The sequence below is a fragment of the Priestia sp. TRM10 genome (assembly GCF_057808375.1).
In genome coordinates this window covers 285,184-310,464 of sequence record NZ_JBJZOT010000015.1, presented here as the reverse complement: position 1 = coordinate 310,464, position 25,281 = coordinate 285,184, and the positions used below count along the sequence as shown (strand labels likewise).

Sequence of the window (25,281 nt, the reverse complement as noted above, 5' to 3'; positions counted from 1 at the left end):
AGGATTTTTCATGGGAATTGAGCATATTCTTGTTATTTTAGCTCCCATCTTTTTCGTTATTGCATTAGGCTATTTAGCAGGATACTTTAAAAAATACAATATGGAAACATCAAAGGGGCTTAACACGTTTGTTACAAAATTTGCGTTACCTGCCCATCTATTTGTAGGGGTTGTAACAACATCAAAACAACAATTTATTGAAAAATGGCCATTTGTTGTAACTATGTTTTTAGGTATTGTTGGTTTTTATATTATTCTACTTATTGTTTCTCGTTATGCTTTTAAAATGGATTTAACAGGAGCATCAATGATTTCATTGAACTCTGCTCAACCAACGTTCGCTTTTATGGGGATTCCTGTACTAGGGAGTTTATTTGGAGCAGAGGCAGTAGCAATTCCAATTGCCATTACAGGGATTGTTGTAAATGCACTTTTAGATCCACTTTCTATTATTTTCGGTACAATTGGACAACGTGGAGATAATAAAGATGAAAAAAGCGAGAGCTTGTGGAAGATTACCATTAAATCGGTTCTTCATGGTTTATCAGAACCGCTTGCATGTGTTCCGCTTATTGGGATTGTCATTGTATTAATTGGTATTCCAATTCCTGAACTTTTCAATGATATGTTAAACCAAATTGGTACAACAACATCTGGTGTAGCCCTGTTTGCTGTTGGGGTAACAATTGGAGTTCGTAAAATTAGTTTCAGCGTTGTGTCATTTGCAATTGCATTATTAAAAGTTGCTGTACAACCACTTGTAATGTTAGGAATTGCTACAATGATTGGTCTTTCAGCAGACGATACAGTAAAAGCAATGTTACTTGTAGCTTTTCCAGGTTCTGCAGTTGCAGCACTAATTGCAACGCGATTTGAAAAACGCGAAGCAGAAACAGCTTCAGCTTTCGTTATTAGTGCTATCCTTTCGTTGATTACGTTACCAATTCTTATTACATGGTTAATGTAACAAAATATGATTTATAATGGAAGGCATTTTTGAACATTAAGGAAGAAAGAACTTTACTTTTTAAGTAGAGTTCTTTTTTTGTGAAGTTTTTTTCTCTAATAGAGGAAAAAAGTCTTGCATCTTACGTAACGTAACGTTTTAAGATAGAGAAGGGAAGGAATGATGGAAGGTAATGAAATATAGCATTGGTCAGTTTGCAAAGAAAACAGGTGTTACGGTAAGAACACTGCGTTACTATGAAGAAATCGGTTTATTAATTCCGGAGTGTACAAAAACCAACCGGCGTTTTTATTATGATTCTCATCTTAGCTCTCTACAAAAAATTATTTCATTGAAGTATATCGGTCTTTCGCTTGAAAAAATTAAGAAGTATCTTAATGAAGAAGTATGGGACCTGCGACAAAGTCTTCTGTTTCAACGTCAAATCATGGAGAAGGAAAGAGAGAAACTTACAAATATTATTAAAGCGCTTGACAATGCGCTGGCGATTTCTAAAGAACAAAAAGAACTAAGTCCTTCTATATATGTGGCTATTATTGATAGTTTTCAAATGGAAGAAAAAAGTAAGAAAGCATTGAAGCAAATTTTGCCGGAAGATACAATTGATCGTATTTTTAACATTTCAGATGAAGAGCAAATTTTACTGAATCAAAAATGGGTTAACATTTTTGTAGAACTAACAAATCTTTATAAGGAAGGAATAGAATCTAGTTCGCTTCTTGTTCAAAAATGTATTGGAAAAGTATATGATTTGCTCGTATCTTTTGTGGGAGAAGATTTATCTTTAATAAAAGAAATAAAAGAAGAGGATTTACCACAAGATTTATTGAAACTTCCTTCACCTTTTTCAGAAGAACAGCAAAAATGGATGGATGAAGCTTTTGAGCATCACTTTACTTTAATAGATAAGAAAGAGAAAGGATAAGGGACATGGAGAAGGAAAATACAAAAGCAAATTTAGCCTCATTTTGGCAGTTACTAAAGAGCATAAAGCTTCCTAAAGCTATTATGATAACGGCATTAACGTTAAGTTTATTAGAAACAGGGGCTGCTCTTATTGTTCCACTTTTTACAAAAAATTTAGTAGATAAAGCAGCTTCATCTGCTCTTGAGACATCTGTCATTGTTATACTCATTTTTGCTTTTATGTTACAAGCTATTTCAGGTGGTATTTCCTCCTATCTGATTATGTACGTAGGTGAAATTGTGGTTTCTCGCTTACGAAGTAACCTTTGGCGAAAAGTTCTTTTTTTAGAAATTCCCTACTTTGATAAACATCAGTCAGGCGAAACAATGAGTAGAATTACGCAAGATACAAATACAATTAAGACACTTGTGACTCAGCATCTTGTTTCATTTTTAACAGGTATTGTCTCAATTGTTGGATCTGTTATTATTTTGCTTTTTATCGACTGGAAAATGACGCTTGTTATGATATTAGCGGTTCCTTTCTCGCTACTTCTTATTATTCCACTAGGACGAAAAATGTACAGAATTTCAAAAGCGACTCAAGACGAACTTGCTTCATTTTCAGGAGAGCTTGGACGTGTGCTTGGTGAAATCCGTCTTGTGAAAATGTATAGTGCAGAAAATGAAGAGGTTGAAAAAGGAGAGGAAGGAATTAAAAAGCTGTTTCGCTTTGGATTAAAAGAAGCTCGAATTCAGTCTGTGCTTCATCCTTTTATGACACTTATTATGATGTTGGTAATTGTGATTCTTATTGGATACGGGGGAGTAAGAGTTGCTTCTGGGACCCTTACAGCAGGATCTCTTGTTGCCATTATTATTTACATGTTCCAAATTATCGTTCCATTTAGTCAGATGGCAACATCTTTTTCTGCTCTTCAAAAAGCACTTGGGGCGACAGAGAGAATTGGAGAAATGCTGAACTTACGAACGGAAGAAAAACAGAAAGGAAAAAATTTAGACGAAGCACTTGTAGATATTGAACTTAAGGATATTTCTTTTTCCTATAACGATAAAACCCCTATCTTAAGAGATATTAACCTTCGTATTCCAAAAGGAAAAACAACTGCTTTTGTTGGTCCAAGTGGTGGAGGGAAAACAACACTATTTTCGCTCCTAGAGCGATTTTATAAGCCAACTTCAGGAAGTATTACAATAGGAGAAGAAGATATTGATAGCTTTACGCTTTCTTCTTGGAGAAAAGCGATTAGCTATGTTTCACAAGAAAGTCCTATCATGTCAGGAACAATTCGAGAGAATATTTGCTATGGAGTAGGCAGAGAAGTGAGCGATGAGGAAGTAAAAGAAGCTGCTAAACTTGCTAATGCAAAAGAGTTTATTGATAATCTTTCAGATGGATTTCATACAGAGGTAGGAGAAAGAGGAATAAAGCTTTCAGGAGGACAGCGCCAGCGCATAGCTATTGCAAGAGCTCTTATCAGAGATCCAAAAATTTTGTTTCTTGATGAAGCAACATCTAACTTAGACAGCTCTTCAGAACACCTTGTGCAACAAGCTTTAAATAGTTTAATGAAAGGCCGAACAACCCTTATTATTGCTCATAGACTTTCCACTGTTGTTCATGCCGACCAACTTGTTGTAATCGAAAAAGGGGAAATATCAGGTGTTGGGACACACGAAGAGCTTTTGAAGGACCACAACCTTTATCAAAAGCTTGTGCAGCAACAGCAAACGGAAAGATAAAAAACGTGCGGTATAGAAACCGCACGTTTTTTTATTTAAACGGAAGGGCTAATCATGTTTTCAGGTTTTACAACTTTGTCAAATTGCTCTTCTGTAAGAAGATCTAATTTTAGAGCCGCTTCTTTTAATGTTAATCCTTCTTGATGAGCATATTTAGCAATTTTAGCCGCATTTTCATATCCAATATGAGGATTTAAGGCTGTTACAAGCATAAGTGAATTTTGAACATTTTCTTGGATTTTTTCCAAGTTTGGTTCAATTCCTACAGCACATTTATCGTTGAATGCTTTCATTGAATCGGCAAGAATTCTTGCTGACTGAAGGAAGTTATAAATGATTACCGGTTTAAAGACGTTAAGTTCAAAGTTTCCTTGACTTGCTGCAAACCCGATTGTTGCATCATTTCCCATTACTTGAGAAACAACCATTGTCATTGCTTCACTTTGTGTTGGGTTTACTTTTCCTGGCATAATAGAGCTTCCCGGTTCATTAGCAGGGATTATAATCTCTCCAATTCCGCAGCGAGGACCGCTTGCTAACCAGCGTACATCATTCGCAATTTTCATTAAATCTGCCCCAAGAGCTTTTAAGGCACCGTGTGCGTATACAACTTCGTCATGACTTGTTAAAGCATGAAATTTATTCTGAGCAGAAGTGAACGTTTTACCAGTGATTTTACTAATTTCAGCTGCTACACGATCTCCAAATTCAGGGTGTGCATTAATGCCTGTACCAACAGCCGTGCCGCCAATAGCAAGCTCTTTTAGGTAGCCGATACTCTCTTCTACCATTTTTTCACTTTTTTCAAGCATGCGGTACCATCCACTAATTTCTTGACCAAGTGTAAGTGGAGTTGCATCTTGAAGGTGTGTACGACCAATTTTAATGATGGAATCAAACTGCTCTGATTTTTGTTGGAACGTTTCTTTTAACGTACGTAATGAAGGAAGAAGATGATCTTCAACCGCAATTACTCCTGCAACATGAAGAGCCGTTGGAAACGTGTCATTTGAGCTTTGAGACATGTTAACATCATCATTTGGATGAAGACGCTCTTCGCTTCCTGCTTCCTGTAAAATTTGATTTCCTCTGTTCGCGATTACTTCATTTGTATTCATATTTGACTGTGTACCGCTTCCTGTTTGCCAAACAACAAGTGGAAAGTGGTCTGTTAACTTTTCTTCAATTACTTCATCCGCAGCTTTTGCAATTGCGTCTGCTTTTTCTTTTGATAATTTTCCTAAGTTATAGTTACTTAGAGCCGCGCTTTTCTTTAAAATAGCAAATGCTTTGATCACTTCAAGAGGCATTTTTTCTGTTCCAATTGGGAAGTTTTCTTTGCTGCGCTGTGTTTGAGCAGCCCATAGTTTGTCTGCTGGTACTTTCATTTCGCCAAGCGTATCTTTTTCAATACGGTATTCCATTGTAGATCCCCCTTGAAATAAATAAAATAGTGGTTGTCTATTCAATATTACCATATTTTTATGATATGGTCACAGCGCTTTCATTTTTCTTTCCTTTATTCTTTTTTCTCAGAAAGTGTTTTTCTTCTAGAACGTAAGCCCTCCTTGACAGAAAGCGTTTTCTAAAAATGGATGAATTATCAGAATTTACAAAAAACATGTAAGGAAAACTCACAAACTGATTTTAAAAAAGACGCAAGTTTGTAAATATGTAAATACAATACATGTTTTAATTCCAGAGGGGGAACTGTAGTGGAAAAGCAAAAACTCGTTGTAATTGGAAATGGAATGGCCGGTGTTCGAGCTGTAGAAGAGATTTTAAAATTAGACCCTAATCGCTTTTCGATTACGATTTTTGGGAGTGAGCCACATCCAAACTATAACAGAATTATGTTATCAAAAGTCCTTCAAGGGGATACGGAGATTTCAGATATTGTGTTAAATAGTCTAGAGTGGTATGAGGAAAATAACATTACCCTTCATAAAGGTGAAGAAGTAATCAAAATTGATCGTGAATCTAAAACGTTATTCACTAATAAAGGGCGTGAAGAAAGCTATGATAAATTAATCATTGCTACAGGTTCAAACCCGCTTATGATTCCATTCAAAGGAATAGACAAAGAAGGGGTTGTTACATTTAGAGATATAGCAGATTGCGAAAAAATGGTGGATGCATCAAAACAGTACAAGAAAGCAGCTGTTATCGGAGGTGGACTTCTAGGGCTTGAAGCGGCGAGAGGATTGCTCAATCTAGGGATGGAAGTCGATGTTATTCAAAATATGCCGTACGTTATGAATAGACAGCTTGATGAAACAGCTGGAAACTTGCTTCAAAAGTCGCTCAGAGAACAGGGAATGAATATTCTTGTTAATCATGATACAGACGAGTTTTTAGGTGAAGAGAGGGTAACGGGAATTCGCTTTAAAGATGGTTCGGAAATAAAGGCGGATTTGATTGTAATGGCAATTGGAATTGTTCCAAATACCTCTCTTGCAAAAGAAAGTGGTTTGACGGTTAACCGAGGAATTGCCGTTGATGACCATCTGCAAACGAGCGATCCGGACATTTTCTCAGTTGGAGAGTGTGCTGAACATAGAGGAATTGCTTACGGTCTTGTTGCACCGCTTTATGAGCAAGGAAAAGTATTGGCACATCGCATTCTTGAACATGATTGTGCTCCATATGAAGGTTCTGTTTTGTCCACGCAGCTTAAAGTATCAGGCGTTGACGTATTTTCAGCTGGAGAGTTTATGGAACATGAAGTGGAAAATGCCTATGCCATTAAAATATTTGATGAAGTATCGAATGTTTACAAAAAGCTTCTTGTAAAAGATGAGAAATTAATTGGAGCTGTGCTTTTTGGTGATACAAAGGATGGAAATAAACTTTTCCAAATGATTCAAAAAGGAAGCACTCTTGAGGGATTGAGTCCAACTCTTTTCTCAACAAATAGTGGAAAAGAAGAGAGTCTTGTAGCTTCGATGAGTGATGATGACATTATCTGTGGCTGTAATGGAATTTCGAAAGGCACCATTTGTAGCGCAATTTCAGAAGGCGGATTAACGAGCGTTGATGAAGTCAAAGATGTCACAACAGCGTGTCGCTCGTGTGGAGGCTGTAAACCACTTGTAGCTGAACTGATTAGTTTAACAGCCGGAAGTGAAGTAGAACAAAAAGAAGCGATTTGTTCATGTACGATTCTTTCTCGTGATGAAGTTGTAGCGGAGATTAAAGAAAAAGGCTTAACGCACAGCAAAGAAGTGATGAATGTTCTAGGATGGAAAAATGATGAAGGATGTTCAAAGTGTCGTCCAGCGCTTAACTACTATCTTGGTATGATCGATCCAGAGCAGTATGAAGATGAACGCGAGTCTCGATTTGTAAATGAGCGAATGCATGCCAATATTCAAAAGGATGGAACATTTTCTGTTGTACCGAGAATGTACGGAGGTGTTACAAATCCAAAAGAGCTTCGCAAAATTGCTGATGTGGCGGATAAATATAACATTCCTCTCGTTAAAGTAACAGGTGGGCAGCGATTAGATCTCCTTGGAGCAAAGAAAGAAGATTTACCGAAAATTTGGGAAGAGCTTGATATGCCGTCAGGATATGCATATGGAAAAACGCTTCGCACCGTTAAAACGTGTGTAGGAGAGTCATTTTGTCGCTTTGGTACTCAAGATTCTATGGGGCTTGGCATTAAATTAGAGAAGAAATTTGAACGACTCCAAACCCCACACAAAGTAAAAATGAGTGTTTCAGCTTGTCCGCGTAACTGTGCAGAGTCAGGGATTAAAGATGTTGGGATTGTAGGAATTGAAGGAGCTTTTGAAATTTATGTTGGTGGAAACGGAGGAACCCACTTAAGAGCAGGAGATTTACTTTGCAAAGTAGCGACAGAAGAAGAAGTGATGGAAATGTCATCGGCCTTTTTACAATATTACCGCGAAAATGCAAATTATTTAGAGAGAACCTCAGCTTTTGTAGAGCGCGTTGGTCTTGCTCACATTAAAGAAGTGCTCGATAACATGGATACAAGAACAGAGCTTAACATTCGAATGGATAAAGCATTAGCTGTCACAACAGATCCTTGGCGTGAAATTATTGAAAATAAAGATACGAAAAACGAACTCTTTACAAATGTAATGCTTCAAAAAGGCTAAGGGGGAAAAGTAGATGAAAAGCACAGTAAAGTCAAAAGTAGAGATTGGGCATCTTAGCGATTTTCCAAAGCAGCTTGGAAAAACCGTTATTGTAGGGGAAGAAGAGCTTGCCGTTTTTAGACTGTCAGATCAAAAAGTGAGAGCTGTCACAAACAGATGTCCACATAAGAATGGTGTACTTGCTGAAGGGATTGTGAGCGGTGAATTTGTTTTCTGTCCGATGCATGACTGGAAAATATCCCTTCAAGATGGGAAGGTGCAGGCTCCTGATATAGGGTGTGTGCATACTTACGAAGCTGTTGTAGAAAATGAAAGAGTATATGTCATGATATAAAAAAACGCGAGTTCTTTGAACTCGCGTTTTTTTATACCGTCACTGTTTGTGGTTTTTGACCTTTCTCGTTCATAAGTCGAATTTGAGAAGGAGTAATTTTTAAGATGATGTAGTTTGGATCATCTTTTCCATCAAACCAGTGCTCGAACTCGTCTTCCCAAAGCTCATTTTTCATTTTTTGATCCTCATAGATTTCAGCAGTACCTTCAATTTCAACATATGAGTCTCCAAAACCTTTACCATCATAACCTAGTAAAATATGAACGTTTGAGTTTTTTTCGATTTCTTCTGTTTTATGTGTTTCTTTGCTTGTTGGTGTATAAAGTGTTAAATCATCATTAAAAAATGTCATGTAACGAGAATTTGGTTTGTTTCCTTCAATTGTTGCAAGTGTACCAATCTTATTATTTTCTAATACTTTTGCAATTTTTTCTTTTACATCTTTAACTGTCATAATCATTCCACTCCTTTGTTTTAACTCTTATTCCTATTATTCCATCTTTAAAGAGTTGTTAAACATGAAGAGTGTGTTCAACTACTGAATTATTACAGTAACGATAAAACTTTTAAACTCCTTTTCTTGTAGCACTTGCACAAATTCATGTGCTTTTTGAAACGATTGAAAGCTTCCAGAAACAACGGAATACTCTTTATTTTCATCTTCTTTCTCAATGAGGATGAAAGTTTCGATACCTGTTTCAAGAAGCTCTTGTTTCCTGATAAGAGCTTCTTTCTCTGTCTTAAAGTTTCCTGTTATAACACGATAGTACATTATCTCAGAAACAGTTGGATGCAGATTGAAAAATGCAGCAATTCCTTGTGCATGCCCTCTAGCAATCATTTTTAGGTAGGTCTTATCTTGGAGAAGTTTTGCATCCTCTACATTAGAAATGAAGCCGTTCTCAGTAAGGATAGCAGGCATATTAGTTTCTCTTAGTACGAAGATATTAGCCTTTTTTTGTCCTCGGTCTGGGATGGTAATTGTTCTGGTAATAGACCCGTGTAAAACATCCTGTAATTCGAGACTGTTAGTAGATTTTGTGTAAACGAAATCTTCGTATCCTCTTCTTGTTCTAATGCTGCTCGCATTACAATGAATGGAAATGTAAAGATCGGCATTCCAGTTATTAGCGCTTTTCACCCGATCATATAGAGGGATAAACACATCATGATCACGGCTCATTTTAACTTGCACGTTTTCATAATTAAGAACGAGGATTTCTCGAAGGAATAGGGCTATTGATAGGTTAACCTCTTTTTCAACAATTCCATTTGCTGTAGCTCCTGAATCTGTTCCACCATGGCCAGGATCAATGAATACTTTTAGCATTGTGTCATCTCCTTTCATTGTCTCTTACCGTATCGTATGAAAGAAAAAGAGAGTAAGCGTAGATAAAACAACTAGATTAAGAGAGTTTTTTCACTATTTTTTCTTCTTTTGTCTAAAACAAATAGAAAAAACGTCTAAAAAAAAGAGTGGACAATATAATAGAAGTAAAAGGAGTGAAAGAGATGGTTTTTGCTGCTTCTTTATACCTTGCGGCGAGCTTTTCATTTCTCATTGGAATGAAAAGAGACGTTAAGTTAAAAGTTGGGGGAGTTTTTACAGGGCTTTTTCTTCTCTTTTTAAGCGGTGTTTTTTTAATTCGCTATAAAACAGGCTATTATGGTCTTTCAGAGCATGAGTGGCTGAATAAAAGTGGCGTAACAGCGTTAGGGGATTGGGTACTTCCTTTTTATTTCATTGGTTCTTTTTTGTTGCTTTTTTTGATTGATTATCGTTTTTTCTATGTGGCTTTTACGAGTAAAGGAGTTTCGAAATGGGGGCTGCTTTGTCTAACAAGTCTATTTAACGTGCTCTATTTAATTGGATTTGCCATTTGTCTTGCGCTTGTTACGGTGAGTCTTTATCCAATCTGGCAATAAAACGCCTCATTCTTAATGAATGAGGCGTAATTGTTTAGCGACCTTCTGGGAAGACGCGACGTACAAGCTCTGAGAACTCTTGTCCAATGCCTTCAACAGGTTTGCCATTTTGAATGTCGTTTACATAACCACCAATGCGTTTTACAAAGTCTGGGTTTGAAGATACGTACACTTCATCAACATTATTGTCCGCTTTTTTCACTACATTGCGCACTTTTTCTTTCATTTTATCTGTAATTTCACCTTTTTGGTTGTTATCCAATACAGTAGCAACGTAAGCATTTTCGCCTGTTACAATGACGTGAGCTGTTTTTACTCCATCAATATTTTCAATTTTTCCTTTTAAGTTCTGATCAACGCGCATATCGTCGTTATTATTGTTGTCGTCGTTGTCATTGTTGTTATTGTTATTATCGTCGTTATTGATTTGGTAAGGACCAGCATCGTTCATATCATAGTTATTCATATTGTTATCTGTTGCATCGTTCATGCCGCGATCATAATCAGCATTGTAGCGAACGTCACGCGCATTATTGTCCATCCCGCCTTGACCTTGTTGGTTGTCGTTTGCTCCACAGCCTGTTGCTAGAAGAAGAACAGCACCAAGAGTAAAAATAGAAAATTTCAAAGTGTTCACTCCTTTGTAGTATTGATACGTTTGTTAATTTGCGTCATAAAGGTGCACATTATACAAAGGATGAAAAAATATATCATGAAAAGTAAAAGAAAAACGTTTTTGTACCTTTAATAAATACATTTGTTCTTTTCTGGTGGAATTTTTGAAAGTTTTTTTCAATAAAAGCTTAATTTTTTGAAAATTTGTGCTATGATAGTAACAATATTTTATTTCAGCATTGTAAACAATCTATTGAAGAAGGTGTATGAGGAATGAAAGTAGCAAAATTTGGTGGAAGCTCTGTTGCGAGTGCAGAAAAATTTATGAAAGTTGCGGATATCGTCATGGCGGATCAGGAGAGACGTATTGTGGTAGTTTCTGCTCCAGGAAAACGATTTAAAGACGATATAAAGATGACAGATTTGCTCATTGCTTTGACAAACCAAATTTTAACAGGAAATTCCTATGCGGAAGAGTTTAAAGCAATTATTGTGCGTTATAAAGAAATTGCAGATGGCTTGAAGCTAAAAAGTTATATTTGTGATGAAATCGCAGAAAATCTCCAAGACATTATTGATACATACAAAGACGACGCTAACCGTCTGTTAGATAGTGTAAAAGCAAGTGGTGAAGACAATAATGCAAGGCTTATGGCTTTTTATCTCCAAAGCTTAGGTTTAAAAGCGCAATATGTAAATCCAAAAGAAGCGGGCATCTTTGTAACAGACGAGCCAGGAAATGCTCAAGTTCTAGAACAATCGTATAGAGAGCTAGCCAATCTAAGAGAACGAGAAGAAATTCTAGTTATTCCCGGATTTTTTGGCTACTCAGAACAAGGAAATATTGTAACATTCCCGCGGGGAGGGTCTGATATTACGGGTTCCATCGTAGCAGCGGGTGTAAAAGCAACAATGTATGAAAACTTTACAGATGTAGATTCTATCGTGTGCGTCAATCCTACAATTGTAGAAAAGCCAAAAGATATTAAGGAAATTACGTATAGAGAAATGCGCGAGCTATCTTACGCAGGATTTTCTGTTTTCCATGATGAAGCTCTTCATCCTGTTGTAAGTCAAAAAATCCCTGTTTGTGTAAAAAATACGAACAACCCACAAGCGCCAGGGACGTTAATTGTAGCAGAGCGTGATTATTTAAAACAACAGGTGGCAGGAATTGCAAGTGATGAAGGATTTTGTAGCATTTATGTTTCAAAATATTTAATGAACAGAGAAATTGGTTTTGGACGTCGACTGCTACAAATTTTAGAAGATGAACAGATTTCTTATGAACATACGCCATCTGGCATTGATGATATGTCTATTATTTTGCGAAAATGTCAGCTTACAAATGGAAAAGAAGAAAGAGTGCTTGAACGCATTCAAAAAGAGCTGAAGGTTGATGATGTGAAAGTCCAGTACGGTTTAGCTTTAATTATGGTAGTAGGAGAAGGGATGACAAGCTCTGTTGGAGTGGCAGCTAAAGCAACAAATGCATTCGCTGAAGCGGGAGTAAACCTTGAACTGATTAACCAAGGATCTTCAGAAGTAAGCATGATGTTTGGCGTAAAAGAAACAGAACTAAATAAGGCTGTGCAATCTCTGTACAAAGCGTATTTTGAACAACCTGTATCAGCGTTAACTTTATAAAAAAAGAGCGGTCAAAATTGACCGCTCTTTTTTATACGAGAACTTTTTGTTCTTTGTTGAAATATTGATGAATTACATCGTATTCACAGTATGGAACGTTTTCTTTTCCAATGACTTGATAGCCACCAAAACCAAGACCAGTTAGTACAATAAGGTCATCTTTATCCGCAAGTGAAAGAGCTTTATGAATACCGCATTCGCGATGAAGTTCAACATGAACGGAAGATGAAGAAGAAAAGCCCTTCATCACATCATTTACAATGTTTCTTCTATTATGTGGCCCAGGATGATCAACAGTAACGACGATTTCATCAGCTTTTCCAATGAAGGGACGCTGCTTTGGATCTCTTAGTCCAACGCCTGTTACCATCAAAATCAAACGTTTATGGGGAAGATTTTTAACAGCTTTAACAAGACTTTCTAATGCTTCGGGTGTATGTGCATAATCTAGAATAATTTGGTGACTTGGATAATTGGTAAGGAGCTGGAATCTTCCTTCAGGGCCTGTAATAAAGTTTGCTGCTGTTAAAAGATCTTGTATCGATATTTTCATAAGAAGACATGCAGAGAAAGCAGCAAGAAAGTTCGCGATATTATGATCTCCATGAATGGGAGCTTTGACAAGGTAGTTATCTCCGTAGACATGCAATTGAAAGACTGTCCCCGTTTTCTCTACTTTTATGACCTTAGCAAAAACATCTGCCTTTTGTTTCATACTATATGTAATAACTTGTCCTTTAAATAAAGATAAAATGTCTTTGCTCATTCCCTCATCATCTAGATTAGCAACAGCTTTCTTAGCACGTGTAAAAAGCTTCAGCTTTGCCTTTTTGTATTCTTCAAAGCTGTTATGAAAGTCAAGGTGAGCTGGCGTTAAATGCGTGTGAACGGCTATATCAAATAAAATCCCTTCTACTCGTTTTTGCTCAATAGCGATAGAGGTTACTTCCATTAAAACTGTTTTTAATCCCTTTTGAACAAAGTGAGAAAAAGTTTCATGAAGGTCAGGTGCTTCAGGGGTTGTGTGGGTCGTGTGAGTGAAGTTAAGTTCTTTTTCATGATCCCAAATACCAGCTGTTCCAATTGACTCTGTCCTCATTCCAACTCTATTTAATAGAGAGCGTACATATGCGGTAACCGTTGTTTTTCCATTTGTTCCTGTTATACCAACAGTTGTTAAGGCTTGATCAGCATGATGATAGAAGGAGGAAGAGAAAAGACCCATCACTTTTTTTGAATCTTTGACGCTTAAAAAGGTAATATGATCATATTGATAAGAAAAATGGCGTAAGATTTTTTCATCTTCTCCAACAATTAACGAAGCTCCGTTATCTATCGCTCCTTTAATAAAAAGATGTCCATCGCAGTTTGTGCCACGCAGGCAGAAAAACGCTGTGTTTTTTCGTGCGTTTCGAGAATCGTAGGAGATAGAAGAAACGGTTCCTTCTAAAGGTCCATAAAGGCTTTGAAATGGCAGGCTATCTTTGTGATTATGAAAAGTAATGCTCCCTCTTATTATGATGTCTCTAAAAAAGTATGCGATCATGCTGTTTACGGTCATGAGATATTTCGTTTCATATTAAGCTAACGGCGTAAAAATATATTTGGATTCTATATTTCAAAAAAGATAGTTTCCACTTTCCCGAAAGCATCCTTTATGAAACCGATTTACTTCAACGAAGAAATAGTAAAAAGGTTTAAAAAAAGTTGATTTGATGCAAACTGAACGTGACAACAGAAAAAGGAGTTTTTCCATGAATAAAAGCATTCACGTTTTTTTGTTGAGTATCCTTTTTTTAACAGCGTGCAGTGGAGCAAATACAGAAACACAGCATCACAATTCTATAGAAGTAAGTGAAAAAGCCGAAGATATGTATAAAACAAAACTGAAAGATATTGATGGGAATACAATTGGAACAGCCACGTTAACAGAAGGTAAAAACGGGGTTACCATTCACTTGAAAGCGGAGAACTTACCATCAGGTGTACATGGATTTCATATTCATGAAAAAGGGGAATGTAAAGGAGCTGGATTTGAATCTGCTGGAGGTCATTTTAATCCTTATAATAAAGAACACGGGTTAGACAATCCGAAGGGCCCGCATGCAGGGGATTTGCCAAATATTGAAGTTGACCAGAACGGTAAGGTAGATGTAAAAGTGGTAGCTCCTCTTGTTACATTAGAAGAAGGAAAAGAGAACTCTCTGTTTGATGAAGATGGCAGTGCTCTTATGATTCACGAGAAAGCAGATGATAACAAAACAAATCCTGCCGGAGATGCAGGAAGTAGAATTGCATGTGGAGTTATTCAAAAATAAATGATAGGGTGCAGTTTGCCTGCACTCTTTTTCTTTTGTAAAAAGGTAGAGCAATCCGCGGTGAAAGATTATGAACGTTTACCTGAATAATTTTGACGGTTTTTGATAGAAAATGATTGATTTTGAAAGATGTTCATGTTAAATTAAGTTAAGCAAAAGATGAAAGCGTTTGAAAGAGGCGATATCTTCATGCTAACACAAGAGCGACATGAGTTAATTTTAAATCTCTTAGAAGAAAAAGACACAATTAAAATTAGTGAACTAATTCATATAACAGGCGCTTCTGAGTCTACAATAAGGCGAGATCTCAGTCAGCTTGAAGAAGAAAACGTACTCAAACGCATACATGGAGGGGCAACCCTTTTTCGTAAAAAAGCGTTTGAGATGAGTGTTGCTGAAAAATCAGCTCGAAACATTGAAGAAAAACGAAAGATCGCTCACTATGCGGCAAGCCTAATTGAATCTGGCGACTGTATTTTCTTAGATGCAGGAACAACCACATATGAAATGATTCCGTTTTTAACTGATAAAGATATCACAGTAGTGACGAACGGATTACCCCATGTAGCTCACTTAGTACAAAATGAAATTGTTCTTTTTGTTATCGGAGGAGCTGTGAAACATAAAACAGGGGCCCTAATCGGAGTTAATGCGCTTGAAAGTCTAAAGCAATACAGGTTTGATAAAGCATTTATTGGAGCGAACGGTGTTGATGCTGTTTATGGATATACAACACCAGATCCAGAAGAAGCAATGGTTAAACGATGTGCTATAAATCTTGCAAAAGAAAGCTTTATCTTGGCAGATGAGACAAAAATCTCAGAAGTGAGTTTTGCTAAAATTGCGGATTTAAACCAAGCCGTTGTCATTACAAATGAACTAGAAGATGAACAAAAAGCTCTATTAAAAGAAAAAACAGATATAAAGGTTGTGACAACATGATTTATACGTGTACATTAAATCCTTCCGTTGACTATGTTGTTCATGTGAAGGAATTTGACTTAGGTGGATTAAATCGAACTTCATTTGATACAAAACATCCAGGGGGAAAAGGAATTAACGTTTCGCGTGTCTTGCATCGCCTTGGATTAGAAAGTACAGCACTTGGTTATACAGGTGGATTCACAGGCCAGTATATTAAAGATATTCTTGAACAAGAAGGCACAAAAACGGCATTTGTGGAAGTTAATGAAGATACACGCATTAATATTAAGCTTAAGGCAGATGAAGAAACAGAAATTAATGGACAAGGCCCAACGCTAACTGAAGAGAATTTACAGGCATTGTATCAACAGTTCTCTTCATTAGAAGAAGGAGACTTTGTTGTTTTAGCAGGAAGCATTCCAAGTTCTGCACCGAAAGATATTTACGTGACGCTAACAAAGCTAGCCCGTAAAAAGGGCGCGCGCGTTGTTGTAGATACAAGCGGAAAAGACTTATTAGATATCGTAAAAGAAGGACCATTTTTCATTAAACCAAATCATCACGAACTTGGTGAACTCTTTGATGTTAGTATTCAAACAGCTGAAGAAGCTGTACCATATGCAAGAAAATTAATGGACATGGGAGCTGAGAACGTTATCGTTTCAATGGCTGGACAAGGTTCTTTACTTGTTACAAAAGATAATGTCTACAGAGCCAATGTTCCAAAAGGCGAACTGAAAAATTCAGTTGGTGCAGGCGATTCTCTTGTAGCCGGTTTCTTAGCTAGTTATGTGAAAGACGGGGATTTTGCAAAAGCATTACAAGTTGGAGCAGCTACAGGAAGTGCAACAGCATTTTCAATTGAACTTTGTACGAAAGACCATATGGAATCGTTACTACCGCAGATTCATGTTACAGGTATGGATGAGTAAGGGGGAAACAAAATGAAGATTACAGATTTACTAAAAAAAGATACGATTATTTTATCGCTTCAGAGTACAGAAAAAGCTAATGTAATTGATGAACTAGTTGGTAAACTTGATGAAGCAGGACGTTTATCAAGCCGAGAAGGGTTCAAAGAGGCAATTTTAGCTCGTGAAGCACAAAGTACAACAGGAATTGGCGAAGGTATCGCTATTCCACATGCAAAAACAAGTTCCGTTGATACGCCTGCAATTGCTTTTGGTGTATCAAAGCAAGGTGTAGATTATGAGTCACTTGACGGTCAAAATGCACATTTATTTTTCATGATTGCGGCAACAGAAGGAGCTAATAATGCTCACCTTGAGACATTATCAAGACTTTCTTCTTTTCTAATGGATGCGAATTTCCGTGAAGCGCTTCTTCATGCATCTTCAGAAGACGAAGTGATTGCAGCAATTGATGCAAAAGAAAGAGAAGAAGAAGGCGAAGAAGAAGTTGAACAACCTTCAGAAGGATTAATTTTAGCTGTTACAGCCTGTCCAACAGGAATTGCTCATACGTACATGGCAGCTGATAGCTTAAAAGCAAAAGCTAAAGAATTAAATATGAATGTTAAAGTTGAAACAAACGGCTCAACAGGTGTTAAAAATGCACTTACTTCTGAAGATATCGAAAATGCAGCAGGAATTATCGTTGCAGCTGATAAGCAAGTTGAAATGGAACGTTTTAAAGGCAAAAAAATTATCCAGGTTCCTGTAGCTCGTGCCATTCGTGAACCACAGATGCTTTTAGAAAAAGCATCTAGAGGTGAAGGAAGTACGTATCAAGGAAACGGTGGCAGTGATAAAAGTGAAGAATCGGGTTCATCTGAAAAGAAAGGAAATGCTTTCTATAAGCATTTAATGAACGGAATTTCAAATATGCTTCCGTTTGTTGTAGGTGGCGGACTTCTTATTGCTATTTCTTTCTTGTTTGGTATTGATCAAGATGGCGGAATTAACAACCCATTCGCAAAAGTTTTAAATCAAATTGGGGCTGAAAACGCATTCCAACTATTAGTCCCTGTTTTAGCAGGTTATATTGCAATGAGTATTGCAGATCGTCCTGGTCTAGCTCCAGGTATGGTTGGTGGATACTTAGCTTTCACAGCAAACGCTGGATTTTTAGGTGGACTTATTGCAGGTTTCTTAGCAGGTTATGTTGTATTAGGAATTAAACGTGCCTTAAAAGGTTTACCACAGTCATTAGAAGGATTAAAACCTGTTCTTCTTTATCCGTTTTTAGGAATGTTAATTACGGGTCTTATTATGGTCTACGTAATCAATGGTCCTGTGGAAGCAATTAACACAGGTCTTCAAAACTGGTTAGGCGGTTTTGGTACAGGAAGCTTAGTTTTCCTTGGTATTCTATTAGGTGGAATGATGGCAATTGACATGGGCGGTCCAATCAACAAAGCAGCATTTGCCTTTGGTATTGCAATGATTGATGCTGGAAACTATGCTCCACATGCAGCTGTTATGGCTGGTGGAATGGTACCGCCACTTGGTTTGGCACTTGCAACAACAATTTTCCGTAAAAAGTTTACACAACAAGAACGTAATACAGGAAAAACGTGTTATGTCATGGGCTTAACATTCATTACAGAGGGAGCAATCCCGTTTGCAGCAGCAGATCCACTTCGCGTTATTCCAGCTGCAGTTGTGGGTGCAGCAACTGCTGGGGCTTTAACAATGGCGTTTCATATTAAGCTTCTTGCGCCACACGGTGGAATCATCGTCTTCCCATTTGTGCAAGGAAGCGCACTTCTATATCTATTAGCAGTTGTAATCGGAGCGATTGTAACAGCGTTACTTGTAGGGATATTAAAGAAAACAAAAAGTGAATAAACAAAGAGTCGTTCTTCTTTAGGAAGAACGACTCTTTTTGTTAGAAAATGGTGTTTAATGACTATTTTTGTATGTTTCCGTTTGTTCTATGTGATATAGTAAAAACAGCACGTAATATGATAGAATGTGCGGAAAGTGAGGAAGGATAATTAATTAAAATTTTCTGAATATTAAAAATCAATTTTTTAAAATGAAGGAGGGAATAGAGATGAAATCTAACTTAACAGTAAAAATTATTGTAGCTTTAGTTTTGGGGGCGATTGTAGGAATTTCCTTACACATGATCTCTCCAGATGCTTTTGATGGGGTCAATAAGTATTTGTTTGTCCCGTTAGGCCAGATTTTCCTAAAACTTATTCAAATGTTAGTTGTCCCAATTGTTCTTTTTTCGATTATTTTAGGAGTAGCTGGGCTTGGTGATCCTAAAAAGATTGGTATTATTGGAACCAAGACAATCTCCTTTTTTCTTATTACAACCGCTTTAGCGATTACAATAGGGGTTACTCTTGCGTCTATCATTCAGCCTGGTAAATTAATGGATGTTGATGCTTCATCAAGTCCAGGATTTGAGGCTGAAAAAACACCAGGCTTTGTAGAGACTCTTTTAAACATTATTCCATCAAACCCTATTGCTGCTATGAGTAGTGGCGAAATGTTACAAATTATCTTTTTTGCTGTATTTATTGGAGTAGGGCTTGCAGTATTAGGAGAGAAAACAGCAGGTATGTTAAAAATAGTAGAGCAAGGAAACGAACTTATGATGTACTTAGTAAACATTGTAATGAAGTTTGCTCCATATGGTACATTTGGTTTAATCGCGACAGCTTCAGGCTCACAAGGTTGGGAAGCAATCAGATCAATGGGACTTTACATGAGTGTTGTATTAATTGCTTTAGCTCTTCATTTTTTCATAGTTTACGGAGCAGCTGTTGCATTTTTAGGAAAATACAATCCGCTTATGTTTTTTAAGAAATTTTTCCCGGCAGCAACAGTTGCATTCAGCTTATCAAGCAGTAATGCCGTTTTACCACTTAGTATGAAAACGGCACAAAACGAATTGAAAGTTCCAAAAGCAATCAGTGGTTTCGTACAACCGCTTGGTGCAACAATTAATATGGATGGAACAGCTATTATGCAAGGGGTTGCAACCGTATTTATTGCCCAAGTTTACGATGTAAACCTAACATTTTCACAACTTGTTATGGTCGTATTAACAGCTGTACTTGCAAGCATTGGAACAGCAGGCGTTCCTGGTGTAGGTTTAATTATGTTAGCAATGGTATTAGAATCTGTTGGTTTGCCTGTAGCAGGAATTGGATTGATTATCGGAGTAGACCGTCTTCTTGATATGGTGAGAACCGCTGTTAATATTACAGGAGACGCAGCGTGTGCGATGTATATTACAAAGTCTGAAGAACAAAAAGGACGTTTACATTTAGATGAGTCACTTGATATGAAAAATTAATCTCAACAAAAAGACTTCCCATTATAATAGGAAGTCTTTTTTTACAGGAAATGGATGCAAGACAAACAAGCATTTTTTTGTTAGAAAAATATATGTTTAATTATAGGTTAGGAGGTTATATGAGTTTATAAGGATGAAAGGAATTCAATAAATAGCAAAGGGGTAGATAAGATGATTAAGGAATATTCGCATGAGCCATTTACTGATTTTTCAATTGAGAAAAACTATCAAGAGATGGAACAAGCTCTTGAACATATAAAAAGCTATTTAGGTAAAAAACATAGCTTATTAATTGATGGAAAAAATGTTGAAACAGATGAAGAGATTACTTCTCTTAACCCTGCTAACAAAGAGGAAGTAGTAGGTTATGTTTCAAAAGCGAGTAAGGAGCAAGCAGAGGACGCGATGCAGGCTGCTCACCATGCTTTTGAAAGTTGGCGTTTGTGGGATGCAGAAGCGCGAGCAGAGCTTTTATTTAGAGCAGCAGCTATTACACGCCGGCGAAAAAAGGAATTAACAGCGCTTCTTATTAAAGAGGGAGGAAAACCATGGAAGGAAGCAGATGCAGACATTGCAGAAGGCATTGATTTTATGGAGTATTATGGTCGGGAAATGATTCGCTTAAAAGACGGAGCGCCCGTAAAAAGCAGAGATGGAGAGAAAAATAAATATATTTATACAAGTATGGGGGTAACAGTAGTTATACCTCCGTGGAATTTTGCTTTTGCAATCATGGTTGGTACAACAGTTGCTCCTATTGTGACAGGAAATACGGTTGTCCTAAAACCAGCTTCAAACACTCCTGTTATTGCTCGGGCTTTTATTGACATTCTGCAAGAAGCAGGGATACCGAAAGGCGTTGTCAACTTTTGCCCTGGAAGCGGTAGTGAAGTAGGTGATTATTTAGTGGACCATCCGTTAACACATCTTATTAGTTTTACCGGCTCTCGTGAAGTTGGAATAAGAATTTATAATAGAGCTTCACAAGTAAGAGAAGGACAAAAATGGTTGAAGCGCTCCATTATTGAAATGGGAGGCAAAGATACAGTAGTCGTAGATAAAAGTGCAGATCTAGAGGCAGCAGCAGAAGAAATTTTTGTTTCGGCTTTTGGTTTTTCAGGACAAAAATGTTCTGCTGGTTCCAGAGCGGTTATCCATGAGGATGTATACGATAGCGTAGTTGAACAAGTGGTAAAAATTGCAGAAACTAAAAAAGTAGGAGACCCTGTAGATGGGAGAACATACATGGGACCTGTTATTGACCAAAGTTCATTTGATAAAATTACAGATTATATTGAAATTGGAAAAGAAGAAGGACGTCTTGTATATGGAGGGAAAAGCGATGATTCAAAAGGCTTTTTCATTGATCCAACAATCTTTGCAGACGTTGATCCAAATGCACGGATTATGCAGGAAGAGATATTTGGTCCTGTTTTAGCCTTTTCAAAAGGAAAAGACTTTAAAGAGCTTATTGAAATAGCAAACAATACGGAGTATGGATTAACAGGAGCCGTTTTTTCAAATAACCGCGAACATCTGGAGTATGCAAAAGGTCACTTTCATGTTGGAAATCTATATTTCAACCGAAATTGCACAGGAGCGATTGTTGGATATCATCCATTTGGTGGCTTTAACATGTCTGGCACAGATTCTAAAGCAGGAGGTCCAGATTATCTTCCTTTACACATGCTCCCTAAAACAATTAGTGAAATGCTCTAAGAGATGAATAAATATAAGCGCATGCTAAGATTACATTCGCTTGTATTTATTGAAAAATTATACTTGTTTGAATTATCAGTATATGTTAAAATTTTAATAAGACGCACATTTTATTCCTATCATTATATTCAATTCTTTATAGAACAAAGCGCCCCGAGCAGTCATTAATCATAAAGCTGTTTGCGGGTGCTTTTTTATAAGAAGGGGGGAGATATTGTGCTAGCGTGGTTAGAGCAGTTTCTGCAGCTGTTCGCACTAGTCGCTACGACTTTTACCACGATAACAATCGGCGTAAAAAATATGAAAAGTATGAAAAATATTAAAAAGAAACCAAAACGAAAGAGGCGATTTTTGTAGAGCATCTTTAGAGAAGTTAAGGAAATAAGAGTGTGCGTCCCATCTCATCGTAAAGTATAAAAAATCATTTGGAAAAGGGGAGAAAAAGATGGCTAAAGTCGGCTTAATTCCTTTTAAAGTACAGGAAGTTCGTGAATCATCAAATGAGGTACCGCCAGGGGTTCGCCTTATTGATGCACCGCTTGTATGGCAGCAAGGATATAGAGGAGAAGAAGTTATTGTTGCTGTTCTTGATACAGGATGTGAAGTAGATCATCCTGACTTAAAAGACCAAATTGTTGATGTTTATAACTTTACAGAAGATGATACAAAAGAGAATGTAAAAGACTATAACGGCCATGGCACGCATGTTGCCGGGACGATTGCTGCTATGGAAAACGATATGGGCGTTGTAGGTGTAGCACCAAAAGCAGGGTTGCTTGTTCTTAAAGTTCTCGATAAACAAGGGATGGGGCAAACAGACTGGATTATAAAGGCTATTAAATATGCAGTAGAGTGGAGAGGAAAACAAGGAGAAAAAGTAAGTATTATTTCAATGTCTCTAGGTGGACCACAAGATGATCCAGCTCTTCACAAAGCTGTTCAAGAAGCTGTTGCAGCAAACATTTTAGTTGTTTGTGCAGCTGGAAATGAAGGCGATGGAAACGATCAAACAGATGAGTACGCGTATCCAGGGGCATATGAGGAAGTGGTTCAAGTCGGATCTGTGAATTTACGCGGTCAGCTTTCTGAATTTAGCAATACAAATGACAAAATTGATCTAGTAGCTCCAGGAGAGGAAATTTTGTCAACCTATCTAAAAGGGAAATTCGCCGTATTGAGTGGAACATCAATGGCTACTCCGCACGTTGCAGGAGCAGCAGCTCTTTTAGCAAACAAATGGAAACAAGATTACGGCAAAGATATCAAAGAGCCTGAGCTTTATGAACGTCTTATTTCTCACACTGTTTCACTTGGAAATGACCGGAGCGGAGAAGGACATGGACTTTTGAAGATGCATAAGACGCTCGAAGAAGTTGCTTCAACAAAAGAAGAGTAAAAAAAAGCCTAAACTTTTGTTTAGGCTTTTTTTATGGTTTTTAACGTAGAACTATACTCCTTATTTATTTTTTCTGTTTAAAAAGTGTTGTATTATTAGGCGGAAATTTACTTTTTTACGTTGATAAATACAATCTACATAAGGCGCTAGAAGGCTAGCTGTCTTATTTTGAAGAAGAGTAAAATTAGCATGGGCACCTATTTTACCATTTTTTTTCGCTGTGAAAAAAGAGACTCTTTCATCTACTTTTATCATACTTCTTTATTATGGGCTGATTCGAGAAAAGTTTTTGAATGGGAAAAGGAACAATTTCCTTAGCTATGCTCTACCACTTACGTTTGTCAACTCCTTAGACGTTCTTGCTATCTTGAGTTCATCATTTTTCTTATCAAGACAATCACGTTTTCCTCCCTTATTTTTGAGGTGCATTATAACACCTTGTTTTTTGAAAAATTGATAAATATTTTAGAAAATTTATATAATTTTATTTAATTCAGTTTTTATTTTTGATTTTTGCTTTTTCGTGTAGTAGGATTAAGTTTGTAAAATAAGGGTAAGTAGGTGGCATTGTGCTTCTAATGAGTGTTATAGGTCTTATAGGTTGTTTAGTTTTTTTTCTTGTTTATCAGCGCTACATCCCTGTTGTGGGCGTCAAAAAGGTAACTTCATGTCAGGAAGTTGAGAGTGCTATCTTAATTGACGTTCGCGATTTTCACGAAGTTAAAACAAAGCCGTGTGAAGATGCACTGCATATTCCATTGCCGTATTTGAAAAGGCAATACGGTGATATTCCGAAGAATGAAGTTGTTATTATCGTATCTGATGCTGTCTTAAAAAATTTAACTGTGAGACAGCTAAGTCGTAAAGGCGTTAGAGTAAAAGGATACTGGTGTTTATAAACAATTTGTACTAAGGAATGATATAAAAAAGACTTGTCTATTGGCAAGTCTTTTTTATAATGTGCCATTGCGGTAAACTTGTAACTCTTTTGTTACCATTTGTCGAAGTAACCAATTTATACTAGAATAATAAACTAATTTTCGACAATATTTGGGGGTTATTTGTAAGAATGAAGCAAAAAGAAGGTAACAAAAAAGGATGGAGTAATAGCGTTAAGAAGATTGCAATTGGTGCAGCTGTTGTACTTATAAGCCTTGGTGGAGTTGCGGCAGTGGAGAAGGCTCAAAGCAGCACTGATAAGAGCTCAACGGAGAAAAGTGTAGACTCACAGGAAGAGAAAATGAAATCGGAAGCAATCCAGCAGGAAGAAAAGAAAGATCAATCTTCTATACATAAGAACGAAGAACAAGAAGAGCCGAATCAATCCTTACAAGAGAAAGAGAATCAAGCTGAAAACTCAGTAGAGCCGAATCAATCTATAGAAGAAGCAGCTAAACAACAGAATAAAAGTATACCAGACATGAAGGCAGAAGAAGAAGTAAAAGAAAAAGAGGAAGAAGAAGTAAAAGAAAAAGCACAAGAAAAAGCACAAGAAAAAGCACAAGAGACAGAAGAGAAGAAAGAAACAAAACCAAGAGTGGATGAGGAAGAAAAAGCAGACAAAGAAAATAAAGAAGAGAAGAAACAAGAGAATGTGTCTTCTTCATCTGAAAATAAACAAGAACAAGCATCTGCTCAGCAGAGTGGAAATCAAACGACCCCTTCTACACCTGAATTGCCAACAGCTCCCTCAAACGAAGAGAATCAAGAAGAGAAAGTCGTTTATCTAACATTTGACGATGGCCCTAGTACACATACTCAAGAAATTCTACAAATCCTTGATGCTCATAATGCTAAAGGAACGTTTTTTATGCTTGGACCTAATATGAAACGTTTCCCTGAAGCAACGAAAGCAATTGTAGAAGGAGGCCATGAGCCTGCTTTACATGGAGTAAGCCATGATGCTCATCAAATCTACCAATCTAAAGATACGGTTGTTGGGGAGATGAAAGAAGCACAGAATGATCTTTATCATTTAACAGGCGTGCGCACAAACCTTATTCGTACTCCTTATGGAAGCGTTCCATATATGAAACCGGAATATTTAGAAGCTGTGCACCAAAATGGATTTGAACTGTGGGATTGGAATATTGATAGTCTAGATTGGAAATACAAAGATGCTCGTTATGTGAACGGAGTTATTCATGATATTGAAACGAAATCTTTTAAAGAACCAGTAATTCTCCTACATGACAAACAAACAACGGCTCAACATTTGAATGACCTATTAGACTACTTAAGTGCTCATGGCTATAAAATGAAGCCACTTGACGATACGCTACCAGTTGTTCATTTTTAAAAAATGGTGTTATTGTGAAGGCTTTTCCTTTTTAGGACAAGCCTTCTGTTTTTTGTGGAAGATG

22 protein-coding genes are annotated in these 25,281 nt (G+C 37.0%); 17 read left to right on the top strand and 5 right to left on the bottom strand.

The features are described from left to right. Positions 1-10: 10 nt before the first annotated feature. The 3 genes from ACK3CR_RS18385 to ACK3CR_RS18375 all read left to right on the top strand — a co-directional run bounded on the left by ACK3CR_RS18385 (position 11) and on the right by ACK3CR_RS18375 (position 3,637). Positions 11-967 carry an AEC family transporter gene (locus ACK3CR_RS18385; RefSeq protein ID WP_243518963.1) on the top strand — a complete coding sequence of 319 codons (957 nt, stop codon included), beginning with the start codon at positions 11-13 and terminating at the stop codon, positions 965-967. 172 nt (positions 968-1,139) lie between these two features. Next, positions 1,140-1,892, top strand: coding sequence for a MerR family transcriptional regulator (locus ACK3CR_RS18380; protein WP_328122767.1), 753 nt, complete (start codon positions 1,140-1,142; stop codon positions 1,890-1,892). 5 nt (positions 1,893-1,897) lie between these two features. Next, positions 1,898-3,637, top strand: a complete 1,740-nt coding sequence (locus ACK3CR_RS18375) for an ABC transporter ATP-binding protein (RefSeq protein WP_488975908.1) — start codon at positions 1,898-1,900, stop codon at positions 3,635-3,637. Positions 3,638-3,672: 35 nt separating this feature from the next. Here the strand turns inward: ACK3CR_RS18375 and fumC are convergent, their stop codons facing one another. After that, complete coding sequence (gene fumC, locus ACK3CR_RS18370; protein ID WP_328122675.1) at positions 3,673-5,061, bottom strand: class II fumarate hydratase; 1,389 nt, start codon at positions 5,059-5,061, stop codon at positions 3,673-3,675. A 291-nt stretch (positions 5,062-5,352) separates the two neighbouring features. On the opposite strand from fumC, the gene nirB reads away from it, so the two are divergent. Together nirB and nirD are read left to right on the top strand one after the other, a co-directional pair. Continuing rightward, positions 5,353-7,764 (top strand): nitrite reductase large subunit NirB, encoded by a 2,412-nt coding sequence (nirB, locus tag ACK3CR_RS18365; RefSeq protein ID WP_243518973.1) that lies wholly within the window; start codon positions 5,353-5,355, stop codon positions 7,762-7,764. Between the two features lie 13 nt (positions 7,765-7,777). Continuing rightward, complete coding sequence (gene nirD, locus ACK3CR_RS18360) at positions 7,778-8,098, top strand: nitrite reductase small subunit NirD (RefSeq protein ID WP_243518976.1); 321 nt, start codon at positions 7,778-7,780, stop codon at positions 8,096-8,098. 31 nt (positions 8,099-8,129) lie between these two features. Here the strand turns inward: nirD and ACK3CR_RS18355 are convergent, their stop codons facing one another. Both ACK3CR_RS18355 and ACK3CR_RS18350 read right to left on the bottom strand, forming a co-directional pair. Next, complete coding sequence (locus ACK3CR_RS18355; protein WP_111925500.1) at positions 8,130-8,552, bottom strand: pyridoxamine 5'-phosphate oxidase family protein; 423 nt, start codon at positions 8,550-8,552, stop codon at positions 8,130-8,132. A gap of 81 nt (positions 8,553-8,633) precedes the next feature. Beyond that, entirely contained in the window at positions 8,634-9,428 is a 795-nt protein-coding gene (locus ACK3CR_RS18350) for an N-acetylmuramoyl-L-alanine amidase (protein WP_488975907.1), read from the bottom strand. A 182-nt stretch (positions 9,429-9,610) separates the two neighbouring features. On the opposite strand from ACK3CR_RS18350, the gene ACK3CR_RS18345 reads away from it, so the two are divergent. Continuing rightward, a complete protein-coding gene (locus tag ACK3CR_RS18345) occupies positions 9,611-10,024 on the top strand; it encodes a hypothetical protein (RefSeq protein WP_488975906.1) in 414 nt (137 codons plus the stop codon). 34 nt (positions 10,025-10,058) lie between these two features. Here the strand turns inward: ACK3CR_RS18345 and ACK3CR_RS18340 are convergent, their stop codons facing one another. Beyond that, the gene (locus tag ACK3CR_RS18340; protein ID WP_243518984.1) at positions 10,059-10,652 is read right to left on the bottom strand and encodes a YhcN/YlaJ family sporulation lipoprotein; all 594 of its coding nucleotides are present in this window, start codon (positions 10,650-10,652) and stop codon (positions 10,059-10,061) included. A 260-nt stretch (positions 10,653-10,912) separates the two neighbouring features. Between ACK3CR_RS18340 and ACK3CR_RS18335 the strand changes: the two genes are divergently transcribed. Continuing rightward, entirely contained in the window at positions 10,913-12,286 is a 1,374-nt protein-coding gene (locus ACK3CR_RS18335; RefSeq protein ID WP_243518986.1) for an aspartate kinase, read from the top strand. Between the two features lie 31 nt (positions 12,287-12,317). Here the strand turns inward: ACK3CR_RS18335 and ACK3CR_RS18330 are convergent, their stop codons facing one another. Beyond that, positions 12,318-13,847 (bottom strand): UDP-N-acetylmuramoyl-L-alanyl-D-glutamate--2,6-diaminopimelate ligase, encoded by a 1,530-nt coding sequence (locus ACK3CR_RS18330; protein WP_488975905.1) that lies wholly within the window; start codon positions 13,845-13,847, stop codon positions 12,318-12,320. Positions 13,848-14,040: 193 nt separating this feature from the next. Between ACK3CR_RS18330 and ACK3CR_RS18325 the strand changes: the two genes are divergently transcribed. The 10 genes from ACK3CR_RS18325 to ACK3CR_RS18280 all read left to right on the top strand — a co-directional run bounded on the left by ACK3CR_RS18325 (position 14,041) and on the right by ACK3CR_RS18280 (position 25,217). Further along, entirely contained in the window at positions 14,041-14,604 is a 564-nt protein-coding gene (locus ACK3CR_RS18325; RefSeq protein WP_243518993.1) for a superoxide dismutase family protein, read from the top strand. 189 nt (positions 14,605-14,793) lie between these two features. Continuing rightward, a complete protein-coding gene (locus ACK3CR_RS18320; protein WP_243518995.1) occupies positions 14,794-15,546 on the top strand; it encodes a DeoR/GlpR family DNA-binding transcription regulator in 753 nt (250 codons plus the stop codon). Beyond that, on the top strand, positions 15,543-16,460 hold the full coding sequence (gene pfkB / locus ACK3CR_RS18315) for a 1-phosphofructokinase (RefSeq protein WP_243518998.1): 918 nt from the start codon (positions 15,543-15,545) through the stop codon (positions 16,458-16,460). The genes ACK3CR_RS18320 and pfkB overlap by 4 nt, the downstream gene beginning before the upstream one ends. A 12-nt stretch (positions 16,461-16,472) precedes the next feature. Beyond that, positions 16,473-18,338: a PTS fructose transporter subunit IIABC gene (locus ACK3CR_RS18310; RefSeq protein WP_243519001.1), complete on the top strand. Its 1,866-nt coding sequence runs from the start codon at positions 16,473-16,475 to the stop codon at positions 18,336-18,338. A 208-nt stretch (positions 18,339-18,546) separates the two neighbouring features. Then, a complete protein-coding gene (locus tag ACK3CR_RS18305) occupies positions 18,547-19,803 on the top strand; it encodes a dicarboxylate/amino acid:cation symporter (RefSeq protein WP_243519005.1) in 1,257 nt (418 codons plus the stop codon). A 171-nt stretch (positions 19,804-19,974) separates the two neighbouring features. Continuing rightward, complete coding sequence (gene pruA / locus ACK3CR_RS18300; protein WP_488975904.1) at positions 19,975-21,522, top strand: L-glutamate gamma-semialdehyde dehydrogenase; 1,548 nt, start codon at positions 19,975-19,977, stop codon at positions 21,520-21,522. Positions 21,523-21,738: 216 nt separating this feature from the next. Continuing rightward, positions 21,739-21,879 (top strand): hypothetical protein, encoded by a 141-nt coding sequence (locus ACK3CR_RS18295; protein WP_167555104.1) that lies wholly within the window; start codon positions 21,739-21,741, stop codon positions 21,877-21,879. An 88-nt stretch (positions 21,880-21,967) separates the two neighbouring features. Beyond that, the gene (locus ACK3CR_RS18290) at positions 21,968-22,918 is read left to right on the top strand and encodes a S8 family peptidase (protein ID WP_488975903.1); all 951 of its coding nucleotides are present in this window, start codon (positions 21,968-21,970) and stop codon (positions 22,916-22,918) included. A 578-nt stretch (positions 22,919-23,496) separates the two neighbouring features. Then, positions 23,497-23,817, top strand: a complete 321-nt coding sequence (locus ACK3CR_RS18285) for a rhodanese-like domain-containing protein (protein WP_100217220.1) — start codon at positions 23,497-23,499, stop codon at positions 23,815-23,817. Positions 23,818-23,987: 170 nt separating this feature from the next. Continuing rightward, the gene (locus ACK3CR_RS18280; protein ID WP_488975902.1) at positions 23,988-25,217 is read left to right on the top strand and encodes a polysaccharide deacetylase family protein; all 1,230 of its coding nucleotides are present in this window, start codon (positions 23,988-23,990) and stop codon (positions 25,215-25,217) included. Positions 25,218-25,281: the final 64 nt, after the last annotated feature.

Bases quoted from the DNA above. Each gene is read 5' to 3' on its own strand.
- ACK3CR_RS18380 (WP_328122767.1), top strand. From the start codon at position 1,140: ATGAAATATAGCATTGGTCAGTTTGCAAAGAAAACAGGTGTTACGGTA.
- ACK3CR_RS18355 (WP_111925500.1), bottom strand. From the start codon at position 8,552: ATGACAGTTAAAGATGTAAAAGAAAAAATTGCAAAAGTATTAGAAAAT.
- ACK3CR_RS18335 (WP_243518986.1), top strand. From the start codon at position 10,913: ATGAAAGTAGCAAAATTTGGTGGAAGCTCTGTTGCGAGTGCAGAAAAA.
- ACK3CR_RS18325 (WP_243518993.1), top strand. From the start codon at position 14,041: ATGAATAAAAGCATTCACGTTTTTTTGTTGAGTATCCTTTTTTTAACA.
- nirD (WP_243518976.1), top strand. From the start codon at position 7,778: ATGAAAAGCACAGTAAAGTCAAAAGTAGAGATTGGGCATCTTAGCGAT.
- ACK3CR_RS18305 (WP_243519005.1), top strand. From the start codon at position 18,547: ATGAAATCTAACTTAACAGTAAAAATTATTGTAGCTTTAGTTTTGGGG.
- pfkB (WP_243518998.1), top strand. From the start codon at position 15,543: ATGATTTATACGTGTACATTAAATCCTTCCGTTGACTATGTTGTTCAT.
- ACK3CR_RS18345 (WP_488975906.1), top strand. From the start codon at position 9,611: ATGGTTTTTGCTGCTTCTTTATACCTTGCGGCGAGCTTTTCATTTCTC.
- ACK3CR_RS18290 (WP_488975903.1), top strand. From the start codon at position 21,968: ATGGCTAAAGTCGGCTTAATTCCTTTTAAAGTACAGGAAGTTCGTGAA.
- pruA (WP_488975904.1), top strand. From the start codon at position 19,975: ATGATTAAGGAATATTCGCATGAGCCATTTACTGATTTTTCAATTGAG.
- ACK3CR_RS18385 (WP_243518963.1), top strand. From the start codon at position 11: ATGGGAATTGAGCATATTCTTGTTATTTTAGCTCCCATCTTTTTCGTT.
- ACK3CR_RS18280 (WP_488975902.1), top strand. From the start codon at position 23,988: ATGAAGCAAAAAGAAGGTAACAAAAAAGGATGGAGTAATAGCGTTAAG.
- fumC (WP_328122675.1), bottom strand. From the start codon at position 5,061: ATGGAATACCGTATTGAAAAAGATACGCTTGGCGAAATGAAAGTACCA.
- ACK3CR_RS18320 (WP_243518995.1), top strand. From the start codon at position 14,794: ATGCTAACACAAGAGCGACATGAGTTAATTTTAAATCTCTTAGAAGAA.
- ACK3CR_RS18375 (WP_488975908.1), top strand. From the start codon at position 1,898: ATGGAGAAGGAAAATACAAAAGCAAATTTAGCCTCATTTTGGCAGTTA.
- ACK3CR_RS18310 (WP_243519001.1), top strand. From the start codon at position 16,473: ATGAAGATTACAGATTTACTAAAAAAAGATACGATTATTTTATCGCTT.
- ACK3CR_RS18330 (WP_488975905.1), bottom strand. From the start codon at position 13,847: ATGACCGTAAACAGCATGATCGCATACTTTTTTAGAGACATCATAATA.
- ACK3CR_RS18350 (WP_488975907.1), bottom strand. From the start codon at position 9,428: ATGCTAAAAGTATTCATTGATCCTGGCCATGGTGGAACAGATTCAGGA.
- ACK3CR_RS18285 (WP_100217220.1), top strand. From the start codon at position 23,497: ATGAGTGTTATAGGTCTTATAGGTTGTTTAGTTTTTTTTCTTGTTTAT.